This window comes from Aurantimonas sp., from assembly GCF_964217435.1.
Lineage (GTDB): Bacteria > Pseudomonadota > Alphaproteobacteria > Rhizobiales > Rhizobiaceae > Aurantimonas > Aurantimonas coralicida.
In genome coordinates this window covers 46,097-67,591 of sequence record NZ_CAXPJM010000002.1, presented here as the reverse complement: position 1 = coordinate 67,591, position 21,495 = coordinate 46,097, and the positions used below count along the sequence as shown (strand labels likewise).

Here is a 21,495-nt window from a genome sequence, read left to right as displayed (position 1 = left end):
TTCTGGGGACATCGAGATGCCCGAACTTCTCGCATCCTATCTGCCGATCGTCATTTTCGTCGGCGTCGCGCTTCTCATCGGACTGGCCCTTCTGGTCTCTCCGTTCCTTCTGGCGTTCAAGGCGCCGGACGACGAGAAGCTGTCCGCCTACGAGTGCGGCTTCGACGCCTTCGACGATTCCCGCATGAAGTTCGACGTGCGGTTCTATCTCGTCTCGATCCTGTTCATCATCTTCGACCTCGAGGTCGCCTTCTTGTTCCCCTGGGCCGCGACCTTCGGAACCCTCGGCTGGTTCGGCTTCTGGTCGATGATGGTGTTTCTTGGTGTCCTGACGGTCGGCTTCATCTACGAGTGGAAGAAGGGAGCACTGGAATGGGATTGATCGATACGTCCCGCCCGCTCGTCGCACATGCGCCATCGACGGATGCCGGCGTCGCCGGGCCCAAGATGGTCGCGCCGACGGCCGATCCCTTCGTCACCGACGTCAACAACGAGCTGGCCGACAAGGGCTTTCTCGTCACCTCGACCGAGGATCTCATCCAGTGGGCCCGCACCGGCTCGCTGATGTGGATGACCTTCGGCCTGGCCTGTTGCGCCGTCGAGATGATGCAGATGTCGATGCCGCGCTATGACGCCGAGCGCTTCGGCTTCGCGCCGCGCGCCTCGCCGCGCCAGTCCGACGTGATGATCGTCGCCGGCACGCTGACCAACAAGATGGCCCCGGCGCTGCGCAAGGTCTACGACCAGATGCCGGAGCCGCGCTACGTCATCTCGATGGGCTCCTGCGCCAATGGCGGCGGCTACTACCACTATTCCTATTCGGTGGTGCGCGGCTGCGACCGGGTGGTCCCGGTCGACATCTACGTCCCGGGCTGTCCGCCGACGGCCGAGGCTCTGCTCTACGGCGTCCTGCTTCTGCAGAAGAAGATCCGCCGGACCGGCACGATCGAGCGCTGAGGTTAGAGATGATTCGCGAACACGCCACGAAGGATCTGACCGACTATGTCGTCGAGACGCTCGGCGACACGCTGATCGAGACGATCACCGCGTTCGGCGAGCTGACGCTGATCGTCGCGCCGGCCGACATCGTCCGGGTGCTGGCCTTCCTGCGAGACGATCCGCAGACCCAGTTCATCAACCTGGTCGACATCTGCGGCGTCGACTATCCGGAGCGCGCGGAGCGTTTCGAGGTGGTCTATCACCTGCTGTCGCCGCGCCAGAACCAGCGCATTCGCATCAAGGTCCGCACCGGCGTGGACGCGCCCGTGCCGTCCGTCACCGGCGTCTTCGCCGGCGCTGACTGGTTCGAGCGCGAGGCCTACGATTTCTACGGCATCCTGTTCACCGGCCATCCGGACCTGCGCCGCATCCTCACCGACTACGGTTTCGAGGGCTATCCGCTGCGCAAGGACTTCCCGCTGACCGGCTTCGTCGAGGTTCATTACGACGAGGCCAAGAAGCAGGTGGTGTACGAGCCGGTCGAGCTGCGGCAGGAATTCCGCAATTTCGACTTCCTGTCACCCTGGGAAGGAACCGAGTATGTTCTGCCGGGAGACGAGAAGGCCAAGCAGTAGCGCAGGGAGCGTGTGATGGGGACGAAGCGGCTTCAGGCAAAGTGCCTTTGCGGCGGCGTGCGGATCGATGCCGATTTCGAGACGCTGGACGTCGGCGTCTGTCACTGCGACACCTGTCGCCGCTGGACCGCCGGCCCGTTCATGGCGCTCGACGGCGCCAGCAACGTGGTCGCCGCTGGGACCGACCTCATCGCCACCTACAGCTCCTCCGGCTGGGGCGAGCGCGGCTTCTGCAAGGTCTGCGGCACCTCGCTCTTCTGGCGCAGCCTCGACGGCGCGCACTACGCCATGTCGGCGACTTTGTTCGACGGGCTGAGCAACACGCAGCTGACGCAGGAAATCTTCATCGACTCGAAGCCGTCCTGGTACGCCTTCGCCAACGAGACCGAACAGATGACGGGCGCCGAATTCTTCGCGAAGGTCGCGCCGCAGCAGGAAACGCCGCATGGCTGAGATCGACGTCCGCAACTTCAACATCAATTTCGGCCCCCAGCATCCGGCCGCCCACGGCGTGCTGCGTCTGGTGGTCGAGCTCGACGGCGAGATCGTCGAGCGCGTCGATCCGCATATCGGGCTTCTGCATCGCGGCACCGAGAAGCTGATCGAGCACAAGACCTATCTTCAGTCGATCCCGTATTTCGATCGTCTCGACTACGTCGCCCCGATGAACCAGGAGCATGCCTTCTGCCTGGCGGTCGAGCGTCTGACCGGCGTCGAAGTGCCCAAGCGCGGGCAGCTGATCCGCGTCCTGTATTCCGAGATCGGCCGCATCCTCTCGCATCTCCTCAACGTGACGACCCAGGCCATGGACGTCGGCGCGCTGACCCCGCCGCTGTGGGGCTTCGAGGAGCGCGAGAAGCTGATGGTCTTCTACGAGCGTGCCTCGGGCTCGCGCCTGCACGCGGCCTATTTCCGTCCCGGCGGCGTGCACGCCGACCTGCCGCAGCAGCTCATCGAGGATATCGGCGCCTGGTGCGATCCGTTCCTCAAGGTCTGCGACGACATCGAAGGCCTTCTGACCGACAACCGCATCTTCAAGCAGCGCAATGTCGATATCGGCGTCGTCGGCATAGAGGATGCCTGGGCGATGGGCTTTTCGGGCGTGATGATCCGCGGCTCGGGCGTTGCCTGGGATTTGCGCAAGTCGCAGCCCTACGAATGCTACGACGAGATGGATTTCGACATCCCGGTCGGCAAGAACGGCGACTGTTACGATCGCTACCTGATCCGCATGATCGAGATGCGCGAATCGGTGAAGATCATGAAGCAGTGCATCGCCCAGCTCACCGGCGAGCACAGCACCGGCCCGGTCTCGGCGACCGAAGGCAAGATCGTGCCGCCGAAGCGCGGCCAGATGAAGCGCTCGATGGAAGCGCTCATCCATCACTTCAAGCTCTACACCGAGGGCTTCCACGTCCCCGAGGGCGAGGTCTATGCGGCGGTCGAGGCGCCGAAGGGCGAGTTCGGCGTCTATCTGGTCGCCGACGGCACCAACAAGCCGTATCGCTGCAAGATCAAGGCGCCCGGCTTCGCCCATCTGCAGGCGATGGACATGCTGTGCCGTGGGCACATGCTGGCCGACGTCTCGGCGATCCTCGGCACGCTGGATATCGTCTTCGGCGAAGTCGACCGTTGATTTGTCACGGCGCCGCGCGCTCGCGCGGACGGCCGTGACCTCGGCGCTTCGGCGCCGCTTTGTTCGACCCGTCGCGGGTTTGCCGCCCGCGATGCCAACACTTGGGGAAACCGCGCCTTTGTCGGGCTTTGATGCGGCTTCTGGCCACTGGCCTTTTGCGGATCGTGTGATAGAACGCGCCGCAACATAGCATGTTGAACTGGTTCTAAAGTCGAGGTCCGATGTCTGTCAGACGTCTCGCGGACGATGCCTTCCAGCCTCACGGCTTCGCCTTCACCGATGAAAATGCGGCCTGGGCGCAGGCGACGATCCGTAAATATCCGTCGGAGCGCCAGCAATCGGCCGTGATTCCGCTGCTGATGCGCGCGCAGGATCAGGAGGGGTGGGTTACCAAGGCAGCAATCGAGCATGTCGCCGACATGCTGGAGATGCCGCTCATCCGCGTCCTCGAGGTCGCGACCTTCTATACCCAGTTCCAGCTGAAGCCGGTCGGCACGCGTGCCCATATCCAGGTCTGCGGCACCACGCCCTGCATGCTGCGGGGTGCCGAGGATCTGAAGGCGGTCTGCCGTTCGAAGATCCACGCCGAGCCGTTCCATCGCAACGAGAGCGGCACGCTGTCCTGGGAAGAGGTCGAGTGCCTTGGCGCCTGCGTCAACGCGCCGATGGTCATGATTTTCCATGACGCCTACGAGGATCTGACCCCCGAGCGGCTCGAAGAGATCATCGACGAGTTCGAGGCCGGTCGCGGCGGCGATGTGAAGACCGGACCGCAGAACGGCCGCCATGAATCGGTGCCGATCGGTGGTCTGACGACGCTCAAGGGCGATTACGACGACCTGATCGCCGACCAGAAGTCGCAGGGCGGACCGGCCAACGGCGCACCGTCGCAGGGCTCCGGGGCAGGGCAGGCGATCTCCACCCCGCCGTCCAAGGCCGGGCGTCCGGATACGGCCGCCGCCGAGACCAATCCGACCATCGCTGCCCCCGGCAAGGCTGGCGACGCCAGTGTTGCGCAGGGCGCCGAGAAGGAAGAAAGCGACACGCTGGTCGCCGAGGCCGGCCCGGGTGCGGGCCAGACCGGCGGTGCGCGGGAAGGTGCCACCGGCGAAGCCGATCGCGATGCGGTCGAGGCGAACCAGGTGTCCGCCGACACGCCGGGCGCCGATGCTTCGACCAAGGGCAATCTGGCGGCCAAGGAAGGTGCCGCCGAGGCCGCCGTGGTACAGGACGCGCGGCGTCCCGACGACGTGCCGGCCGTGCAGGAGCGGGATGCCGAATCCGCCGACCTGACCGGCCGCGACCAGGTGTCCCCGGGCGAGCCGGAAGGCCTGCGCACGCATACGTCCGATACGAGCCCCGGACCCGGCAATGCCGACCATTTCGCCAGCAAGGCCGAGCCCGAGGCAGTACCCGCACAAGTCGGCGACAAGCCTTCCGATCTCCTGGACGCGCCGCAGGGCGATAAGGACGATCTGAAGAAGATCAAGGGCGTCGGCCCGGTCATCGAGGCCAAGCTGAACGGCCTCGGCGTCTTCCACTTCTGGCAGGTCGCCAAATGGCGCGAGACCGAGCTGATCTGGATCGACGACTATCTGAACTTCCGCGGCCGTGCGGTGCGCGAAGGCTGGATCGAGCAGGCGAAGGTCCTCGCGACCACGTCGTCTTCCGGTTCGGGCGAGCGCTGATGCGTGCGAGGAGAATCTAGATGCTGAACGATCAGGATCGCATCTTCACCAACATCTACGGCCTGCGGGACAAGAGCCTGAAGGCCGCGATGAAGCGTGGCCATTTCGACGGCATCGCCGACATCATCGGCAAGGGCCGCGACTGGATCATCAACGAGATGAAGGCGTCGGGCCTGCGCGGGCGCGGCGGCGCTGGCTTCCCGACGGGCCTGAAATGGTCCTTCATGCCCAAGCAGTCCGATGGCCGTCCGCACTACCTCGTCATCAATGCCGACGAGTCCGAGCCCGGCACCTGCAAGGACCGGGAGATCATGCGGAACGACCCGTTCACGCTGATCGAGGGCTGCGTCATCGCCGGTTTCGCGATGGGCGCGAACACCTGCTACATCTATGTGCGCGGTGAATATATCCGCGAGCGCCAGGCGCTGCAGCGGGCCATCGACGAGTGCTACGAGGCCGGGCTTCTCGGACGCGACAACAAGTGCGGCTGGGACTACGACATCATCGTCCACCACGGTGCCGGCGCCTATATCTGCGGCGAAGAGACGGCGCTCCTGGAAAGCCTCGAGGGCAAGAAGGGCCAGCCGCGGCTGAAGCCGCCATTCCCGGCCAATGTCGGCCTCTATGGCTGCCCGACCACGGTCAACAACGTCGAGTCGATCGCCGTGGCGCCGACGATCCTGCGCCGTGGCGGCGGCTGGTTCGCCGGCCTCGGCCGTCCGAACAACACCGGCACCAAGCTGTACTGCATCTCCGGCCATGTCGAGCAGCCCTGCACGGTCGAGGAAGAGATGGGAATTCCCTTCCGCGAGCTGATCGAGAAGCATTGCGGCGGCGTCCGGGGCGGCTGGGACAATCTTCTGGCGGTCATCCCGGGCGGTTCCTCGGTTCCGCTCGTGCCCGCAGCCGACATCATCGATGCGCCGATGGATTTCGACGGCCTGCGCGAGATCAAGACCTCGCTCGGCACCGCCGCCGTGATCGTCATGGACAAGTCCACCGACATCGTGAAGGCGATCGCCCGCATCTCGTATTTCTACAAGCACGAGAGCTGCGGCCAGTGCACGCCGTGCCGCGAGGGCACGGGCTGGATGTGGCGCGTCATGGAGCGCATGGCGACCGGCAACGCCCAGAAGCGCGAGATCGACATGCTGCTCGACGTGACCAAGCAGGTCGAGGGCCACACCATCTGTGCGCTCGGCGATGCCGCCGCATGGCCGATCCAGGGTCTCGTGCGCCATTTCCGCGCCGAGATCGAGCGCCGCATCGACGACTACTCGCGCAATGCCGACACTGACCGCCGTCCGGTGCTCGAGGCAGCGGAATAAGCAGGACAAGTCTATGACCAAGCTCAAAGTCGACGGCAGGGAAGTCGAGGTTCCGGATCACTACACGCTGTTGCAGGCGTGCGAGGAGGCCGGCGCCGAGATTCCGCGTTTCTGTTTCCACGAGCGGCTGTCAATCGCCGGCAACTGCCGCATGTGCCTCGTCGAGGTGAAGGGCGGACCGCCCAAGCCGGCGGCGTCCTGCGCCATGGGCGTGCGCGACCTGCGCCCCGGCCCCGAAGGCCAGCTTCCGGAAGTCTTCACGACCACGCCGATGGTCAAGAAGGCCCGCGAAGGCGTGATGGAATTCCTGCTGATCAACCACCCGCTGGATTGCCCGATCTGCGATCAGGGCGGCGAGTGCGACCTGCAGGACCAGGCCATGGCCTATGGCGTCGACAGTTCGCGCTACCAGGAGAACAAGCGCGCCGTCGAGGACAAGTACATCGGCCCCCTGGTCAAGACGATCATGACGCGCTGCATCCACTGCACGCGCTGCGTCCGCTTCACGACGGAAGTGGCTGGAATCTCTGAGCTTGGCTTGGTCGGCCGCGGCGAAGACGCCGAGATCACCACCTTCCTCGAGCAGGCGATGACCTCCGAGCTGCAGGGCAACGTCATCGACCTTTGCCCGGTGGGCGCGCTGACCTCGCGGCCCTACGCCTTCCAGGCGCGTCCGTGGGAGCTGTCCAAGACCGAGACCATCGACGTCATGGACGCCGTCGGCTCCAACATCCGCGTCGACACGCGCGGCCGCGAAGTGATGCGCATTCTTCCGCGCATCAACGAGGAGATCAACGAGGAGTGGATCTCCGACAAGACCCGCTTCATCTGGGATGGCCTGCGCACCCAGCGCCTCGACAAGCCCTATGTCCGCGAGAACGGCCGTCTGCGCCCCGCCAGCTGGCAGGAAGCCTTCGCCGCGATCAAGACGAAGGTCGATGGCGCCGCCGCTGACCGCATCGGCGCCATCGCCGGCGATCTGGCCGCAGTGGAAGAGATGTGGGCGCTCAAGCGCCTGATGGCCGAGCTCGGTTCGACCAGCGTCGATTGCCGCCAGGACGGGGCGAAGCTCGATCCGGCGGACGGTCGGGCCTCCTACCTCTTCAACACCACCATTGCCGGCATCGAGGATGCCGATGCGCTGCTGATCGTCGGCTCCAATCCGCGCTTCGAGGCGTCGGTGCTGAATGCCCGCATCCGCAAGCGCTGGCGCATGGGCGGTTTCCCGATCGGGGTCGTCGGCGAGAATGTCGATCTGCGCTACGACTACACCTATCTCGGCGCCGGCGCCGAGACGCTGTCGAACCTCGAAGGCGCAAGCCAGGGCTTCTTCGATGCGCTGAAGAACGCCGAACGTCCGATGATCATCGTCGGTCAGGGCGCGCTTACCGGCGACTACGGCGCCGAGCTGCTGGCCTCGCTCGCGGCCCTGTCGCGCGAGATCGGTGCGGTCACCGATGGTTGGAACGGCTTCAACGTCCTGCACTCTGCGGCCTCGCGCGTCGGCGGCCTCGACATCGGCTTCGTGCCGGGGGAGGGCGGTCGCAACGTCGCCGAGATGACGAACGGAGCGGTCGACGTCCTGTTCAATCTCGGTGCCGACGAGGTCGAGATCGCGCCCGGCGCCTTCGTCGTCTATATCGGCACCCATGGCGACCGCGGCGCCCATCGCGCCGACGTCATCCTGCCGGGCGCCGCCTATACGGAGAAGTCCGGCACCTGGGTCAATGTCGAGGGCCGTGCCCAGACCGGCAGCCGCCCCGGCTTCCCGCCGGGCGACGCCCGCGAGGACTGGGCGATCATCCGCGCGCTGTCGGCGGTTCTCGGCCATCCGCTCGGCTTCGATTCCCTCGGCGCATTGCGCAGCGAGATCTACCAGTCGCATCCCTGGATGCGGACCGACCGGATCGAGCCGGCGGATGCGGCGGCCATCACCCGTCTGGCCGACCGTGCCGGAACGCTGAACGGTGGCAGCTTCGCCTCCAATATCGGCGACTTCTACCTGACGAACCCCATCGCCCGTGCGTCGAAGGTCATGGCCGAGTGCTCGCAGCTCGCCAAGGCTGAGCATCTGGAAGCAGCGGAATAAGGACGGCTGGCAGTGGCTGATTTCACCTCCCTCTATCTTTGGCCGGGCCTGATCATTCTCGGGCAGAGCCTCCTGTTTCTGGTCGTGCTGCTGGTTCTGGTGGCCTACATCCTTTTGGCCGACCGCAAGATCTGGGCGGCGGTGCAGATGCGCCGGGGCCCGAACGTCGTCGGTCCCTGGGGTCTGTTCCAGTCCTTTGCCGATCTCCTGAAGTTCGTCCTCAAGGAGCCGGTCGTGCCGGCCAGCTCCGACAAGATCGTCTTCCTGCTCGCGCCGCTGGTCGCGGTGACGCTGGCCCTGGCGACCTTCGCGGTGGTGCCGGTCGCCGACGGCTGGGTGATCGCCGACATCAATATCGGCATCCTCTACGTCTTCGCGATCTCCTCGCTCGAGGTCTATGGCGTGATCATGGGCGGCTGGGCGTCGAACTCGAAATACGCCTTCCTCGGCGCGCTCCGCTCGGCGGCGCAGATGGTCTCCTACGAGGTCTCCATCGGCTTCGTCATCGTCACCGTGCTGCTGTGCGTCGGCTCGCTGAACCTCACCGACATCGTACTGGCCCAGCAGACCGGCCTCGGCACCATGATCGGCCTGCCCAACACCTTCCTCGACTGGCACTGGCTCGGGCTGTTCCCGATGTTCGTGATCTTCTTCATCTCGGCCCTGGCCGAGACGAACCGGCCGCCCTTCGATCTGCCGGAGGCCGAATCCGAACTCGTCGCCGGCTTCATGGTTGAGTACGGCTCCACCCCGTACATGATGTTCATGCTCGGCGAATATGCGGCCATCACCCTGATGTGCTGCCTGATGACCATCCTGTTCATGGGTGGCTGGCTGCCGCCGGCAAACTTCGCGCCCTTCACCTGGGTGCCGGGCGTTGTCTGGTTCCTCGCCAAGGTCGCGCTGGCCTTCTTCATGTTCGCCATGGTCAAGGCCTTCGTGCCGCGCTACCGCTACGACCAGCTCATGCGTCTGGGCTGGAAGGTCTTCCTGCCGATCTCGCTGGGCATGGTGGTGCTGGTCGCCTTCGTGCTGCAGGTGATGGGCTGGGGCGCGGCGGCCGTATGATGGAGCCCGCACTCATCGGTGCGCTGGCCGGACTGGTGCTGGGGATCGTCGATTTCATGATCCTCGGCTATGTCCGCAACCGCCGGGACCGCCCCCATGGCGGGGAGGGGGACCCCGCGGGTCTTGCCCTCAACGTCGCGCGCTATTCGCAGCTTGTTCTGTTTCCGGTCGTCGGCTGGTTCGCCGCGCCGATCATCGCCTCGAATCTGGGAGGCTAGAGCCTTATGAGTGCCATTGCACAGACCGTCCGGTCGCTGTTCCTCGTCGAATTCGTCAAGGCCATGGGCCTGTCGATGCGGTACTTCTTCGCGCCCAAGGCGACGGTGAACTACCCCTTCGAAAAGAATCCGCAGAGCCCGCGCTTCCGCGGCGAGCATGCCCTTCGCCGCTATCCCAACGGCCAGGAGCGCTGCATCGCCTGCAAGCTGTGCGAGGCGATCTGTCCGGCCCAGGCGATCACCATCGAGGCCGGCCCGCGCCGCAACGACGGCACCCGCCGCACGGTGCGCTACGACCTCGACATGGTGAAGTGCATCTATTGCGGCTTCTGCCAGGAAGCCTGCCCGGTCGACGCCATCGTCGAGGGGCCGAATTTCGAGTTCTCCACGGAGACCCGCGAGGAACTCTACTACGACAAGCAGAAACTGCTCGATAACGGCGATCGCTGGGAGCGCGAGATCGCGCGCAACATTGCGCTCGACGCGCCTTACCGGTAATCGGGCGCAGAGTTTTCGGCGGCTGAGAATCGCCGGTTCCGCTGCTTCGTAAGAGCGCCGGACCGGTCTTCGACATGACGTTCAGGGCAGGCACGCGGCACCTTTCGCCGCCGTGTCCGCCAGCAAAAGGAGCCCGAGGATGCTGGGCCTTCAGGCAGTCTTCTTCTATCTGTTTGCGCTGGTCGCCGTCGGCTCGGGCCTGATGGTCGTGCTGGCGCGCAACCCTGTGCATTCGGTGCTGTTCCTGATCCTCACCTTCGTGGCGGCGGCGGGTCTCTTCCTTCTGGCCGGCGCCGAGTTCCTCGCGCTGATCCTGATCGTCGTCTATGTCGGCGCCGTGGCGATCCTCTTCCTCTTCGTCGTCATGATGCTCGACATCGACTTCGGACGGGTGAAGCGGGACACGCTGAAATACGCCCCGATCGGCGTGATCATCGGCGTCGTGCTTCTGGCCGAACTGGTGATCGCCGCCACCGGAAATTACTACGACCCGCAGATGGCGCTGGCGACGTCCATGCCGATCCCGCCGCTTGAGGAAGTTTCCAACATCGAGGCGCTCGGCAGCGTCCTCTACACCCGCTACATCCTGTTCTTCCAGCTGGCCGGCCTGATCCTCTTCGTCGCCATGGTCGGAGCGATCGTCCTGACGCTGCGCCACAAGGAGGGCCTGAAGCGCCAGTCGATCCCGCAGCAGGTGGGGCGCACGCCCGCGACCGCGGTGGAGATCCGCAAGGTCGAGAGCGGCAAGGGCATCTGAGAGCGAAAGGAACGGATACGATGGAAGTCGGTCTCGGACACTACCTTACCGTCGGGGCGATCCTGTTTGTCACGGGCGTCTTCGGCATCTTCATGAACCGGAAGAACATCATCACGATCCTCATGTCGGTCGAGCTGATCCTTCTGGCCGTGAACATCAATTTCGTGGCCTTCTCGGCCTTCCTGAACGACCTTGTCGGCCAGATCTTTGCGCTCTTCGTGCTGACGGTCGCGGCTGCCGAGGCGGCGATCGGCCTGGCCATCCTGGTGGTCTTCTTCCGCAATCGCGGCTCCATCGCCGTCGACGACGTCAACACGATGAAAGGCTGATCGGGCGTGTATCAGACCATCGTTCTCCTGCCGCTCGCCGGCTTCCTGATCGCCGGCCTGTTCGGCAATGCGATCGGCGCCAAGGCGTCCGAATATACGACTTCGGCCTTCCTGGTGGCTGCCGCGGTCCTGTCGTGGATCGCCTTCATCAGCTTCGGCTTCGGCGGGTCCGAGACCCTGCGTATCACGCTGTTCCAGTGGATGCAGTCGGGCGGTCTGGACGTGTCGTGGTCGCTGCGCATCGACCGGCTGACGCTGGTCATGCTGGTCGTCGTGAACACGGTCTCGTCGCTGGTCCACATCTATTCGATCGGCTACATGCACCACGACCCGCATCGGCCGCGCTTCTTCGCCTATCTGTCGCTGTTCACCTTCGCCATGCTGATGCTGGTGACGTCGAACAACCTCGTGCAGATGTTCTTCGGCTGGGAGGGGGTCGGCCTGGCGTCCTATCTGCTGATCGGTTTCTGGTACAAGAAGCCCTCGGCCAACGCCGCCGCCATGAAGGCTTTCATCGTCAACCGCGTCGGTGACTTCGGCTTTATCCTCGGCATCTTCGGCGTCTTCGTGCTGTTCGGCTCGGTCAGTTTCGACACCATCTTCGCCGGTGCCGCCGATCTTGCTAGCCAGATGGGCGGGGAGGGCGCAGAGGCCGCTGCCGGTGCCGGTGCGCCGGTCCTGAACTTCGCCGGCTACGCGCTGCCCATGGCAGGCGCGCTGACCGCGGTCTGCCTGCTCCTGTTTCTCGGCGCCATGGGCAAGTCGGCCCAGCTCGGCCTGCACACCTGGCTGCCGGACGCCATGGAAGGCCCGACCCCGGTCTCGGCGCTCATTCACGCCGCGACCATGGTCACTGCCGGCGTCTTCATGCTGGCGCGCATGTCGCCGATCTTCGAGCTGAGCCACACCGCGCTCACCGTCGTGACCTTCGTCGGCGCCACCACCGCGCTGTTCGCGGCGACCGTCGGTCTCGTCCAGAACGACATCAAGCGCGTCATCGCCTATTCGACCTGTTCGCAGCTCGGCTACATGTTCGTCGCGCTCGGCGTCGGCGCCTATGGCGTGGCGATCTTCCACCTGTTCACCCACGCCTTCTTCAAGGCGCTGCTGTTCCTGGGCGCCGGCTCGGTGATCCACTCGGTCTCGGACGAGCAGGATATGCGGCGCATGGGTGGGCTGCGCAAGCACATCCCGGTCACCTACTGGACCATGGTCATCGGCACGCTGGCCCTGACCGGCTTCCCGTTCACCGCCGGCTACTTCTCCAAGGACGCGGTCATCGAGGCGGCGTTCGTCGGGCACAATTCCTTCGCCATGTATGGCTGGGGGCTGACGGTGATCTCGGCGCTTCTGACCAGCTTCTATTCCTGGCGCCTGATCTTCCTGACCTTCCACGGCAAGCCGCGCGCCTCGGCCGACGTCATGCACCACGTGCATGAATCGCCGATGGTCATGCTGGCGCCGCTGCTGATCCTGTCGGTGGGCGCGCTGTTTGCGGGCATCGTCTTCGAAGGCTTCTTCGTCGGTCACGAATATGCCGAGTTCTGGGGCGCCTCGCTGTTCACCGGCCCGGACAACCACGTGCTGCACGATCTGCACGAGGTGGCCTTCGGGATCGCGATCATCCCGACGGTGATGATGGCGCTGGGCTTTGCCATCGCCTGGGCCTTCTACATCCGCAACCCGTCGCTGCCGGGGCAGGTGGCTGCCCGCCATCGCGGCCTGTACCAGTTCTTCCTGAACAAGTGGTACTTCGACGAGCTGTACGACTTCCTCTTCGTCCGCCCGGCCAAGGCGATCGGCACCTTCCTCTGGAAGACCGGTGACGGCAGGGTGATCGACGGGCTCGGCCCGGACGGCATCTCCGCCCGCGTCGTGGACGTCACCAACCGCGTTGTCCGGCTGCAGACCGGTTACCTCTATCACTATGCCTTTGCGATGCTGATCGGCGTCGCGGCGCTGGTCACCTGGATGATGCTCGGGGGCGTGAACTGATGACCGAATGGCCGATCCTCTCGACCGTCACCTTCCTGCCGCTGGTCGGGGCTCTGCTCATCCTGTTCATCCGGGACGACAGCGAGCTCGCGCGCCGCAACATCCGTAATGTCGCGCTGCTGACGACGCTGTTCACCTTCGTCGTCTCGCTGTGGATCTGGATCGATTTCGACAACAGCGACGCCGGCTTCCAGATGGTCGAGCGCCTCGACTGGCTGGGCGGCGGCATCACCTACCACATGGGCGTCGACGGCATCTCCATGCTGTTCGTCATCCTGACGACCTTCCTCATGCCGTTCTGCATTCTCGCCAGCTTCGAGTCCGTGCAGAGCCGCGTGAAGGAATACATGATCGCCTTCCTGGTGCTGGAAACGCTGGTCGTCGGCGTGTTCTGCGCCCTGGACATCGTGCTGTTCTACATCTTCTTCGAAGGTGGCCTGATCCCGATGTTCCTGATCATCGGCGTGTGGGGCGGCAAGCGGCGCATCTATGCCAGCTACAAGTTCTTCCTCTACACCTTCCTCGGCTCGGTGCTGATGCTCGTCGCGATCATGGCGATGTTCTGGACTGCGGGCACAAGCTCGATCCCCGAGCTCCTGGCCTACGATTTCCCGGCCTCGATGCAGACCTGGCTGTGGTTCGCCTTCTTCGCCAGCTTCGCGGTGAAGATGCCGATGTGGCCGGTGCACACCTGGCTGCCCGACGCCCATGTCGAGGCACCGACCGCCGGCTCCGTCATCCTGGCGGGCATCCTCTTGAAGCTCGGCGGCTACGGCTTCCTGCGCTTCTCGCTGCCGATGTTCCCGCTGGCCTCGGCCGAGTTCGCGCCGCTGGTCTTCACCCTGTCGGTCGTGGCGATCATCTACACCTCGCTGGTCGCGCTGATGCAGCAGGACATAAAGAAGCTGATCGCCTATTCCTCGGTCGCCCATATGGGCTTCGTGACCATGGGCATCTTCGCCGCCAATCAGCAGGGCGTCGAAGGCGCGATTTTCCAGATGCTGTCCCACGGCCTCGTGTCGGGCGCGCTGTTCCTGTGCGTTGGCGTCGTCTACGACCGCATGCACACCCGCGAGATCGCCGCCTATGGCGGTCTGGTGAACCGCATGCCGCATTACGCCGCCGCGATGCTGATCTTCACCATGGCCAATGTCGGCCTGCCGGGCACGTCGGGCTTCGTCGGCGAGTTTCTGACCCTCATCGGCGTCTTCCAGGTCAACAGCTGGGTGGCGATCTTCGCGGCGACGGGCGTCATCCTGTCGGCAGCCTACGCGCTGTGGCTCTACCGCCGCGTCGTCTTCGGCGCGCTGGAGAAGGAGAGCCTCCGGTCGATCCTCGACCTGTCGGGCCGCGAGAAGATCCTGCTCTACCCGCTGATCGTGCTGGTCATCTTCTTCGGCATCTATCCGATGCCGGTCTTCGACGTGACCGCCGCCTCCGTGGAATCCATGGTCAACCGCTACACCGCAGCCATCGAGGCGGCCTCCTCGGTCGCTCTGGCACAATAAGCTCGGGATCGCACGCCAATGTATTCGAACATGCTCGCATCGAGCCTTCCGATCATCGGTCCCGAGCTGATCCTTGCGGTCGGCTCGATGGTCCTTCTGATGATTGGCGTCTTTCTGGGCGAGAAGAGCGCGCAGACGGTCACCGGCCTCTCGGTGGCGCTGATCATCATTGCCGGGCTTTGGATGGTGTTCGTCACGCCATATGGCGTGGCCTTCGGCGGCTCCTTCGTCCTCGACCCCTTCGCCGGCTTCATGAAGGTGCTGGTGCTGATCGGTGCGGCCGCGGCCGTCATCATGTCGGTCGGCTACGCCGAGAGCGAGCGCTTCAACCGCTTCGAGTTCCCGGTTCTCATCCTACTGTCGACCACCGGCATGATGGTCATGGTCTCCTCCGGCGACATGATCGCGCTGTATCTGGGTCTCGAGCTGCAGTCCCTGTCGATCTACGTCCTCGCCGCCATCAACCGTGACTCGGTCCGCTCGACCGAAGCCGGCCTGAAATACTTCGTCCTCGGCGCGCTCTCCTCGGGCATGCTGCTCTACGGCGCGTCGCTGGTCTACGGCTTCACCGGCCAGATCGAATACACCGCCATCGCCGAGGTGGTCGCCACCAGCGAACGTTCGATCGGCATCGTCGTCGGCCTCGTCTTCGTCCTGTGCGGCCTCGCCTTCAAGATCTCCGCCGTGCCGTTCCACATGTGGACGCCGGACGTCTACGAGGGCGCGCCGACGCCGATCACCGCCTTCCTGGCCGGCGCGCCGAAGGTCGCGGCGATTGCCCTGATCACCCGCTTCACCGTGCAGGGCTTCGAGCCGCTGGCGGTCGACTGGCAGCAGGTCATCATCTTCATCTCGATCGCCTCGATGGCGCTCGGTGCCTTCGCTGCCATCGGCCAGCGCAACATCAAGCGGCTGATGGCCTATTCCTCGATCGGCCATATGGGCTTCGCGCTGGTCGGCCTCGCCGCCGCCAATTTCTCCGGCGTGCGCGGCGTCCTCCTCTACATGGCGATCTATCTCGCCATGACCCTCGGCACCTTCGCCGTGATCCTTGCCATGCGCCGCAAGGACGGCGTCGTCGAGGAGATCGACGATCTCGCTGGCCTGTCGAAGACCAACCCGATCATGGCGCTGATGCTGACCATGCTGATGCTGTCGCTGGCGGGCCTGCCGCCGCTGGCCGGCTTCTTCGCCAAGTACTTCGTGTTCATGGCGGCGGTTCAGGCCGGGCTCTACGGCCTTGCGGTGATCGGCGTTCTCGCCAGCGTCGTCGGCCTGTTCTACTACCTGCGCATCGTCAAGGTGATGTGGTTCGACGACCAGCCGTCCAGCGAGTTCGTGCCCATGGCCACCGAGCTGCGGGTGGTACTCGGCGCTGCCGCGCTGTTCATCTTCCCGGTCTATCTGCTTGTCGGCGGTCCGATCTTCGCGGCGGCGGAGGCGGCGGCCCGGACCTTCTTCTGACGGTGGCCCTCGGCGCCTCGGCAAGCCGGCGACGGCTGACACTGGGCGAGGTCTCGTCGACGAACACCATCGCGCTCGAAGCCGCGCGCGCCGGTGATCCCGGCCCCTTGTGGGTGACGGCCGAGAGGCAGTCGGCTGGACGCGGACGTCGCGGTCGCAACTGGGTGTCGGAACGCGGCAATCTCTATGCGAGCTGGCTGCTGATCGACCCGGCGCCGCTGACGCAATTGTCGAACCTGCCGCTGGTGGCGTCGCTTGGTGTCCGCAACGGTCTGGCGCGGCTCGTGGCTGAGAGCGACACCGTCGCGGTCAAATGGCCGAACGACGTGCTCATCAAGGGTCGCAAGACGGTCGGCATCCTCTTGGAGAGCGAACGTCTGCCGGATGGCCGCATGGCGGTGGTCGTCGGCTGCGGCATCAACGTCGCCCATGTGCCCGACGACACGCCCTATCCGGTGACGAGCCTTGCGCTGGAAGGCGCGACGCACGATCTGGAGGCAGTGTTCGGCGCCGTGGCGGCCGAGATGGAGCGGGTGCTGGCGATCTTCGCCGGCGGACGCGGTTTCTCGGAAATACGCAACGAATGGCTGGCCCATGCCGTTGGCGTCGGTCAGCCCTGCCGGGTCAATCTTGCCGACGCGGTCCTGACGGGACGGTTCGAGGCCCTCGACGAACACGGCCTCCTGTTGCTGCGGGACGCGGCCGGACGCGTGACCGCGGTCTCGGCTGGCGATCTGTTTTTTCTGGAGCGGGACGAGCGCGTGGCGCCGTCCGGCGCCGGCGCTGCGTGAAGCGGCGCACCCGACGACGAATGTGAACTGAAGAACGAAACGATGCCGCCCCGCCAATGCGCGGACGGCCCACCCAGGAAAGAAGTCTGAACTTGAACCAATTGTTGTTCGTGCCGCTCGGCGGCATCGGTGAGATCGGTATGAATCTCGCCCTCTACGGCTATGGCCCGGAACATGCACGCGAATGGATCGCCGTCGATGTCGGCATCTCCTTCGCGGGCGCCGATTTCCCCGGCGTCGATCTCGTCTTCCCGGACATCCGCTTCATCGAGGAACTGGGTGACAAGCTGAAGGGCATTGTCATCACCCATGCCCATGAGGACCATTACGGCGCCTTGCTCGACCTCTGGCCGAAGATGAAGGTCCCGGTCTATGCCACTGCGTTTACTGCGGCCATGCTCGCAGCCAAGCGCGAGGGCGAGCCCGGCGCACCCAGGATTCCGGTGACGCAGTTCTCGGCAGGCGACCGCTTCAAGGTCGGCCCCTTCGAGATCGAGGCGATCAACGTCACCCACTCGATCCCGGAGCCGGTCGCCCTGGCGATCCGCAGCCCGGCGGGCACGGTCGTCCACACCGGCGACTGGAAGATCGATCCGACCCCGGCGCTGGGCGCGCCGACCGACGAGAAGCGTCTGCGCGAGATCGGCGACGAAGGCGTCCTCGCCATGATCTGCGATTCGACCAATGCGCTGCGCGAGGGCGTCAGCCCGAGCGAGAGCGAGGTCTCGGCCTCGTTGGGGGAGATCATCCGCGGGGCCAAGGGACGCGTCGCCGTCACCACCTTCTCCTCGAATGTCGGCCGCATCCGCTCGATCGCCGCAGCGGCGCGCGACGCCGGACGCCAGGTGCTGCTGATGGGCCGCTCCATGCGGCGCGTCGTCGATGTGTCGACCGAGCTCGGCTACATGGACGGCATCCCGCCGTTCCTCGGCGAGCAGGATTTCGGCTACATCCCGCCGGAGAAGGCTGTCATCATCCTGACCGGCAGCCAGGGTGAGACCCGTGCGGCGCTGGCGCGACTGTCGCGCGACGAGCACCCGACCGTGGCGTTGTCGCAGGGCGATCTTGTCATCTTCTCGTCGCGGGCGATCCCCGGCAACGAGAAGATGATCATCGACATCAAGAACGCGCTCATCGAGCGCGGCGTGCAGATCCTCGAGGACGGCGAGAAGCTGGTCCATGTGTCGGGCCATCCGCGCCGCAGCGAGATGCGCCAGATGTATGAATGGGTTCGTCCGACGATCGCCGTGCCGGCCCATGGCGAGGCGGCGCATCTGAGCGCCCATGCCAAGCTGGCGCGCGAACTCGGCGTCAAGCAGGTCGTGCCGGCCCGCAACGGCAAGATGGTGCAGCTGTCGCCGGGCGCCGCGAGCGTCATTGCCGACGTTCCGGTCGGGCGCCTGTTCAAGGACGGCCGCCTGATCGGCACCGCCGAGGCGATGGGCGTCAACGAGCGTCGCCGGCTGTCCTTCGTCGGCCATGTGTCGGTGCTGGTCGAGTTGGACGCCAAGCTGGAACTGCGCGAAGATCCGGACGTCGTGGCCCTCGGCCTGCCCGAGGACGACGCGGCGGGCGACGAGATGGAGGAGATCCTGATCGACGCGGCCGCCGGCGCGGTGGAGAGCATTCCGCTGAAGCGCCGCAAGGATCTCGACAAGGTCAGCGAAGCGGTGCGGCGTGCCGTGCGCGGTGCGGCCTTCGAGGCCTGGGGCAAGAAGCCCATTGCGACCGTCTTCGTGACGCGGTCCTGATCGAACGGGGGAGGCGCCGGTGCTTGGCAGGTTGAACCATGTGGCCCTGGCGGTGCCGGCACTTGCCGACGCCGTCGCGCGCTATCGCGACATGCTGGGCGCGACGGTGTCCGAGCCGCAGGCGCTTCCCGAGCACGGCGTCACCGTCGTCTTCGTGGAGCTCGACAACACCAAGATCGAGCTCCTCGAACCGCTGGGCGAAGGCTCGCCGATCGCCGCCTTCCTGGCCAAGAACCCGAAGGGCGGCATGCACCATGTCTGCTACGAGGTGACCGACATCGTCGCCGCCCGCGACCGGCTGGTGGCGGCGGGCGCGCGAGTGCTCGGCGACGGCGAACCGAAGATCGGCGCCCATGGCCGCCCGGTGGTGTTCATCCATCCGGGCGACATGTTCGGGACACTGACCGAACTCGAGGAGGTATAGGATGGGCTGGGTCTCGGGACTGGCGATCTATTTCATCATCTGGTGGACATCGCTCTTCGTCATCCTGCCGCTCGGCCAGCGCAGCCAGGCCGATGCCGACGACATCACCCTCGGCACCACCCACAGCGCACCGGCCCAGCACCGTATGGGCTGGAAGCTCCTGCAGACGACGATTCTCGCCTGCGTCGTCTTCGCCGCCTTCTACGTGGTCACCCAGGTCTACGGGCTGAGCCCGGACGACTTCCCGAAGATGATTCCCGGTACCTAGCAAGCGCCGGCCGGACCACCCGGCCTCGCTGCCGGACGTAGACAGCCGCCGTGCCCGGCAGGCTTCGCTTCGATGTGGTCATTCGCCGATTCGGACGGCGATCTTGCCGATATGGGATTTGGTCAGGAACGCCTCCTGTGCCGCCTTGAGATCTCGCAAGGCGAATGCCTCGGCGATGACCGGGCGAATCTCGCCCGCCGCGATATAGCCGATGAGATCCGTGAAGATTTCCGGCGGCTGATAGGTGCTGCCAAACAGGGTCAGATCGCGCAGATACAGTGTCCGCAGATCGAGCTCGACGATCGGGCCCGCAATGGCACCCGACGTCACGTAGCGCCCCCCATCGCACAGGGTTTCCAGAAGCTGTGGCCAGCGCGGCCCGCCGACCAGGTCGAGAACCACGTCGAACGCGCGATCCGGCAGATCGGCATCGCGGGCAAGAATCGCGTCGGCACCAAGGTCGAGAAGCGCATCGGCCTTGGCCGGGCTGGTCATCGCCGTCACATTCGCACCCCGGCGTTTGGCGAGCTGGATTGCCGCCGATCCAACGCCGCCGGACGCACCGGTGATCAGCACACGCTCGGTGCCGAGGCTCGAACGCTGGATCATGCCCTCCGCGGTTGAGAAGGCGCAGGGGAACGACGCAAGCTCGAGATCGGAGAGCGGCGATTCCACGCGGATCGCATCGCCGGCCGTCACCGTCAGATATTGCGCGAAGGCGCCGTCGCTTTCCGATCCGAGCGTCACGATCGAATCCTTGGAGCCCAAGGGACCGCGCGACTGTATGGTGCGCACCATCACGCGTTCGCCGATCCGCGCCGCATCGACCCCTTCGCCGACCGAGACGATCTCGCCGCAGCAATCGGCCCCTTGGATACGGGGAAAGGACAGGCTGCCCGACCACCCGCCATCGGCTTCTGAAGCGGCCCCGTAGCCGCCGGATGCGCCCGATGCCGTGTCGCCGCGCACGCTCTTCGAATACCACCCGGTGCGGGTGTTGATGTCGGTGTTGTTGACCGCCGAGGCGCCGACCCGGATCAGGACCTCGTCGCGCGCCGGCGCGGGGACCGGAACATCCTCCCGCCATTCCAGCCGGTCGAGACCGCCATGGCCGGTCAGCACCATCGCCTGCATCGTCGCGGGTATCGGCATTTTGTCTCTCCTGAATGGGTAGAATGGATACTCTACTTGCACAGGTAGAGGGATCATTCTACACCGTCAAGCATGACCGATACGATGAAAAGGATTGCCGGCGGGCTCGAACGGGCTTTCGCGGCAAACGGCTTCGCCGAACCGAGCGTCGAGGACCTGCGCGATGCTGCGGGGGTCAGCCTGCGCACGCTCTACAAATACGCGTCGTCGCGGGAAGCCATGGTGCTGGCGGCTCTCAACCATCGTCACGAGCGCTACATGGCGCTGGTCTTCAACGATCTGCCGGAGAGCGGCGAGGGGGCCCTGGCTACGATCATCGATCGAGTCGCCCAGTGGATGGACCGCGAGGCAAGCCATGGCTGCCTGTTCCATGCGGCGGTTGCCGCCGCGCCGCACGACGAAAAGCTGCGCGCTCTGCTCGCCCATCACAAGCGGGAAGTGGCGAGAGAGGCGGTCGCGGTTGCGAATCTCGCCGGCCGCGAGGTCGACGTGACGCTCATCCTGGATGGTCTGATGCAGAGCTGGCCGCTGCACGGCGATGCTGCCGTTGCGAGCGCCAAGCGACTGGCCGGGTCGCTCGTTCCGGCGGGCTGACGGGCAGGCGGATATTGCGACCCGACCTGCTGGCGAATATGCGACGACAAATCGGGCATGCGGTCGCAAGGCAAAAAAAATGCAAGGCTTTCGCCTTGCATCCAAAGTCGCGTGTCTGGATTTCGCTCCGATGACGTTGATCGGGGCTGCGGCAACTGCCGCGCCGGAAATCGCGTCCTCCCAAGACTAGACCGCAGAAATCGCACCTGCCGGCGCCTTTTGTTATGGTCGCGAGCGTATCCAGCCGAATTCGCAATGTCACGCGTTTTTCCGGGCTCGTGTCATTATTCTGCCACGCCGCCCCCGACGCGGTCCGCAGGTGCAAATTTGGCGCGGAGCTTGCTAACGCGCGCGCCACTGACT

22 protein-coding genes are annotated in these 21,495 nt (G+C 65.2%); 21 read left to right on the top strand and 1 reads right to left on the bottom strand.

Going from position 1 to position 21,495, the window contains the following annotated elements; genetic code table 11:
• Window positions 1-16 precede the first annotated feature (16 nt).
• The 20 genes from ACEQX1_RS00370 to ACEQX1_RS00275 all read left to right on the top strand — a co-directional run bounded on the left by ACEQX1_RS00370 (window position 17) and on the right by ACEQX1_RS00275 (window position 19,386).
• Window positions 17-382, top strand: coding sequence for an NADH-quinone oxidoreductase subunit A (locus tag ACEQX1_RS00370; protein WP_024351146.1), 366 nt, complete (start codon window positions 17-19; stop codon window positions 380-382).
• Window positions 373-957 (top strand): NADH-quinone oxidoreductase subunit B family protein, encoded by a 585-nt coding sequence (locus ACEQX1_RS00365; RefSeq protein WP_024351147.1) that lies wholly within the window; start codon window positions 373-375, stop codon window positions 955-957. The genes ACEQX1_RS00370 and ACEQX1_RS00365 overlap by 10 nt, the downstream gene beginning before the upstream one ends.
• 8 nt (window positions 958-965) lie before the next feature.
• A complete protein-coding gene (locus ACEQX1_RS00360) occupies window positions 966-1,574 on the top strand; it encodes an NADH-quinone oxidoreductase subunit C (RefSeq protein WP_370196402.1) in 609 nt (202 codons plus the stop codon).
• A 15-nt stretch (window positions 1,575-1,589) separates the two neighbouring features.
• Window positions 1,590-2,027: a GFA family protein gene (locus tag ACEQX1_RS00355; RefSeq protein WP_188076637.1), complete on the top strand. Its 438-nt coding sequence runs from the start codon at window positions 1,590-1,592 to the stop codon at window positions 2,025-2,027.
• Window positions 2,020-3,210, top strand: coding sequence for an NADH-quinone oxidoreductase subunit D (locus ACEQX1_RS00350; RefSeq protein WP_009209805.1), 1,191 nt, complete (start codon window positions 2,020-2,022; stop codon window positions 3,208-3,210). The genes ACEQX1_RS00355 and ACEQX1_RS00350 overlap by 8 nt, the downstream gene beginning before the upstream one ends.
• A 221-nt stretch (window positions 3,211-3,431) precedes the next feature.
• Complete coding sequence (gene nuoE, locus ACEQX1_RS00345) at window positions 3,432-4,898, top strand: NADH-quinone oxidoreductase subunit NuoE (protein ID WP_370196401.1); 1,467 nt, start codon at window positions 3,432-3,434, stop codon at window positions 4,896-4,898.
• Between the two features lie 20 nt (window positions 4,899-4,918).
• The gene (gene nuoF, locus ACEQX1_RS00340; RefSeq protein WP_024351151.1) at window positions 4,919-6,226 is read left to right on the top strand and encodes an NADH-quinone oxidoreductase subunit NuoF; all 1,308 of its coding nucleotides are present in this window, start codon (window positions 4,919-4,921) and stop codon (window positions 6,224-6,226) included.
• Window positions 6,227-6,239: 13 nt separating this feature from the next.
• On the top strand, window positions 6,240-8,315 hold the full coding sequence (gene nuoG, locus ACEQX1_RS00335; protein ID WP_370196400.1) for an NADH-quinone oxidoreductase subunit NuoG: 2,076 nt from the start codon (window positions 6,240-6,242) through the stop codon (window positions 8,313-8,315).
• Window positions 8,316-8,327: 12 nt separating this feature from the next.
• Window positions 8,328-9,383, top strand: a complete 1,056-nt coding sequence (gene nuoH / locus ACEQX1_RS00330) for an NADH-quinone oxidoreductase subunit NuoH (protein WP_024351153.1) — start codon at window positions 8,328-8,330, stop codon at window positions 9,381-9,383.
• Window positions 9,380-9,601, top strand: coding sequence for a hypothetical protein (locus ACEQX1_RS00325; protein ID WP_148233810.1), 222 nt, complete (start codon window positions 9,380-9,382; stop codon window positions 9,599-9,601). The genes nuoH and ACEQX1_RS00325 overlap by 4 nt, the downstream gene beginning before the upstream one ends.
• Window positions 9,602-9,607: 6 nt before the next feature.
• Window positions 9,608-10,099: an NADH-quinone oxidoreductase subunit NuoI gene (gene nuoI, locus ACEQX1_RS00320; protein WP_009209800.1), complete on the top strand. Its 492-nt coding sequence runs from the start codon at window positions 9,608-9,610 to the stop codon at window positions 10,097-10,099.
• Window positions 10,100-10,241: 142 nt separating this feature from the next.
• Window positions 10,242-10,856, top strand: coding sequence for an NADH-quinone oxidoreductase subunit J (locus tag ACEQX1_RS00315; RefSeq protein WP_024351156.1), 615 nt, complete (start codon window positions 10,242-10,244; stop codon window positions 10,854-10,856).
• A gap of 20 nt (window positions 10,857-10,876) precedes the next feature.
• On the top strand, window positions 10,877-11,185 hold the full coding sequence (gene nuoK / locus ACEQX1_RS00310; protein ID WP_009209798.1) for an NADH-quinone oxidoreductase subunit NuoK: 309 nt from the start codon (window positions 10,877-10,879) through the stop codon (window positions 11,183-11,185).
• Between the two features lie 6 nt (window positions 11,186-11,191).
• Window positions 11,192-13,180 carry an NADH-quinone oxidoreductase subunit L gene (nuoL, locus tag ACEQX1_RS00305; protein ID WP_370196399.1) on the top strand — a complete coding sequence of 663 codons (1,989 nt, stop codon included), beginning with the start codon at window positions 11,192-11,194 and terminating at the stop codon, window positions 13,178-13,180.
• Complete coding sequence (locus tag ACEQX1_RS00300) at window positions 13,180-14,688, top strand: NADH-quinone oxidoreductase subunit M (protein WP_370196397.1); 1,509 nt, start codon at window positions 13,180-13,182, stop codon at window positions 14,686-14,688. The genes nuoL and ACEQX1_RS00300 overlap by 1 nt, the downstream gene beginning before the upstream one ends.
• 18 nt (window positions 14,689-14,706) lie before the next feature.
• Entirely contained in the window at window positions 14,707-16,152 is a 1,446-nt protein-coding gene (nuoN, locus tag ACEQX1_RS00295) for an NADH-quinone oxidoreductase subunit NuoN (RefSeq protein WP_370196396.1), read from the top strand.
• 2 nt (window positions 16,153-16,154) lie between these two features.
• Complete coding sequence (locus tag ACEQX1_RS00290; protein ID WP_370196394.1) at window positions 16,155-16,943, top strand: biotin--[acetyl-CoA-carboxylase] ligase; 789 nt, start codon at window positions 16,155-16,157, stop codon at window positions 16,941-16,943.
• Window positions 16,944-17,083: 140 nt separating this feature from the next.
• A complete protein-coding gene (locus ACEQX1_RS00285) occupies window positions 17,084-18,694 on the top strand; it encodes a ribonuclease J (protein WP_370196430.1) in 1,611 nt (536 codons plus the stop codon).
• 19 nt (window positions 18,695-18,713) lie between these two features.
• Window positions 18,714-19,118, top strand: a complete 405-nt coding sequence (mce, locus tag ACEQX1_RS00280) for a methylmalonyl-CoA epimerase (RefSeq protein ID WP_187389434.1) — start codon at window positions 18,714-18,716, stop codon at window positions 19,116-19,118.
• 1 nt (window position 19,119) lies between these two features.
• A complete protein-coding gene (locus ACEQX1_RS00275) occupies window positions 19,120-19,386 on the top strand; it encodes a DUF1467 family protein (RefSeq protein WP_024351163.1) in 267 nt (88 codons plus the stop codon).
• Window positions 19,387-19,464: 78 nt separating this feature from the next.
• Here ACEQX1_RS00275 and ACEQX1_RS00270 read toward each other — a convergent pair whose 3' ends face one another.
• Window positions 19,465-20,538, bottom strand: coding sequence for an alcohol dehydrogenase family protein (locus ACEQX1_RS00270; protein ID WP_370195383.1), 1,074 nt, complete (start codon window positions 20,536-20,538; stop codon window positions 19,465-19,467).
• A gap of 84 nt (window positions 20,539-20,622) precedes the next feature.
• On the opposite strand from ACEQX1_RS00270, the gene ACEQX1_RS00265 reads away from it, so the two are divergent.
• Window positions 20,623-21,132, top strand: coding sequence for a TetR/AcrR family transcriptional regulator (locus ACEQX1_RS00265; protein WP_370195384.1), 510 nt, complete (start codon window positions 20,623-20,625; stop codon window positions 21,130-21,132).
• The last annotated feature ends 363 nt before the right edge of the window (window positions 21,133-21,495 follow it).

Excerpts from the sequence above, each read along its gene's own strand:
- ACEQX1_RS00370 (WP_024351146.1), top strand. The coding sequence starts at position 17 with ATGCCCGAACTTCTCGCATCCTATCTGCCGATCGTCATTTTCGTCGGC.
- ACEQX1_RS00365 (WP_024351147.1), top strand. The coding sequence starts at position 373 with ATGGGATTGATCGATACGTCCCGCCCGCTCGTCGCACATGCGCCATCG.
- ACEQX1_RS00360 (WP_370196402.1), top strand. The coding sequence starts at position 966 with ATGATTCGCGAACACGCCACGAAGGATCTGACCGACTATGTCGTCGAG.
- ACEQX1_RS00355 (WP_188076637.1), top strand. The coding sequence starts at position 1,590 with ATGGGGACGAAGCGGCTTCAGGCAAAGTGCCTTTGCGGCGGCGTGCGG.
- ACEQX1_RS00350 (WP_009209805.1), top strand. The coding sequence starts at position 2,020 with ATGGCTGAGATCGACGTCCGCAACTTCAACATCAATTTCGGCCCCCAG.
- nuoE (WP_370196401.1), top strand. The coding sequence starts at position 3,432 with ATGTCTGTCAGACGTCTCGCGGACGATGCCTTCCAGCCTCACGGCTTC.
- nuoF (WP_024351151.1), top strand. The coding sequence starts at position 4,919 with ATGCTGAACGATCAGGATCGCATCTTCACCAACATCTACGGCCTGCGG.
- nuoG (WP_370196400.1), top strand. The coding sequence starts at position 6,240 with ATGACCAAGCTCAAAGTCGACGGCAGGGAAGTCGAGGTTCCGGATCAC.
- ACEQX1_RS00325 (WP_148233810.1), top strand. The coding sequence starts at position 9,380 with ATGATGGAGCCCGCACTCATCGGTGCGCTGGCCGGACTGGTGCTGGGG.
- nuoI (WP_009209800.1), top strand. The coding sequence starts at position 9,608 with ATGAGTGCCATTGCACAGACCGTCCGGTCGCTGTTCCTCGTCGAATTC.
- nuoK (WP_009209798.1), top strand. The coding sequence starts at position 10,877 with ATGGAAGTCGGTCTCGGACACTACCTTACCGTCGGGGCGATCCTGTTT.
- ACEQX1_RS00300 (WP_370196397.1), top strand. The coding sequence starts at position 13,180 with ATGACCGAATGGCCGATCCTCTCGACCGTCACCTTCCTGCCGCTGGTC.
- nuoN (WP_370196396.1), top strand. The coding sequence starts at position 14,707 with ATGTATTCGAACATGCTCGCATCGAGCCTTCCGATCATCGGTCCCGAG.
- ACEQX1_RS00285 (WP_370196430.1), top strand. The coding sequence starts at position 17,084 with ATGAATCTCGCCCTCTACGGCTATGGCCCGGAACATGCACGCGAATGG.
- ACEQX1_RS00275 (WP_024351163.1), top strand. The coding sequence starts at position 19,120 with ATGGGCTGGGTCTCGGGACTGGCGATCTATTTCATCATCTGGTGGACA.
- ACEQX1_RS00270 (WP_370195383.1), bottom strand. The coding sequence starts at position 20,538 with ATGCCGATACCCGCGACGATGCAGGCGATGGTGCTGACCGGCCATGGC.
- ACEQX1_RS00265 (WP_370195384.1), top strand. The coding sequence starts at position 20,623 with ATGAAAAGGATTGCCGGCGGGCTCGAACGGGCTTTCGCGGCAAACGGC.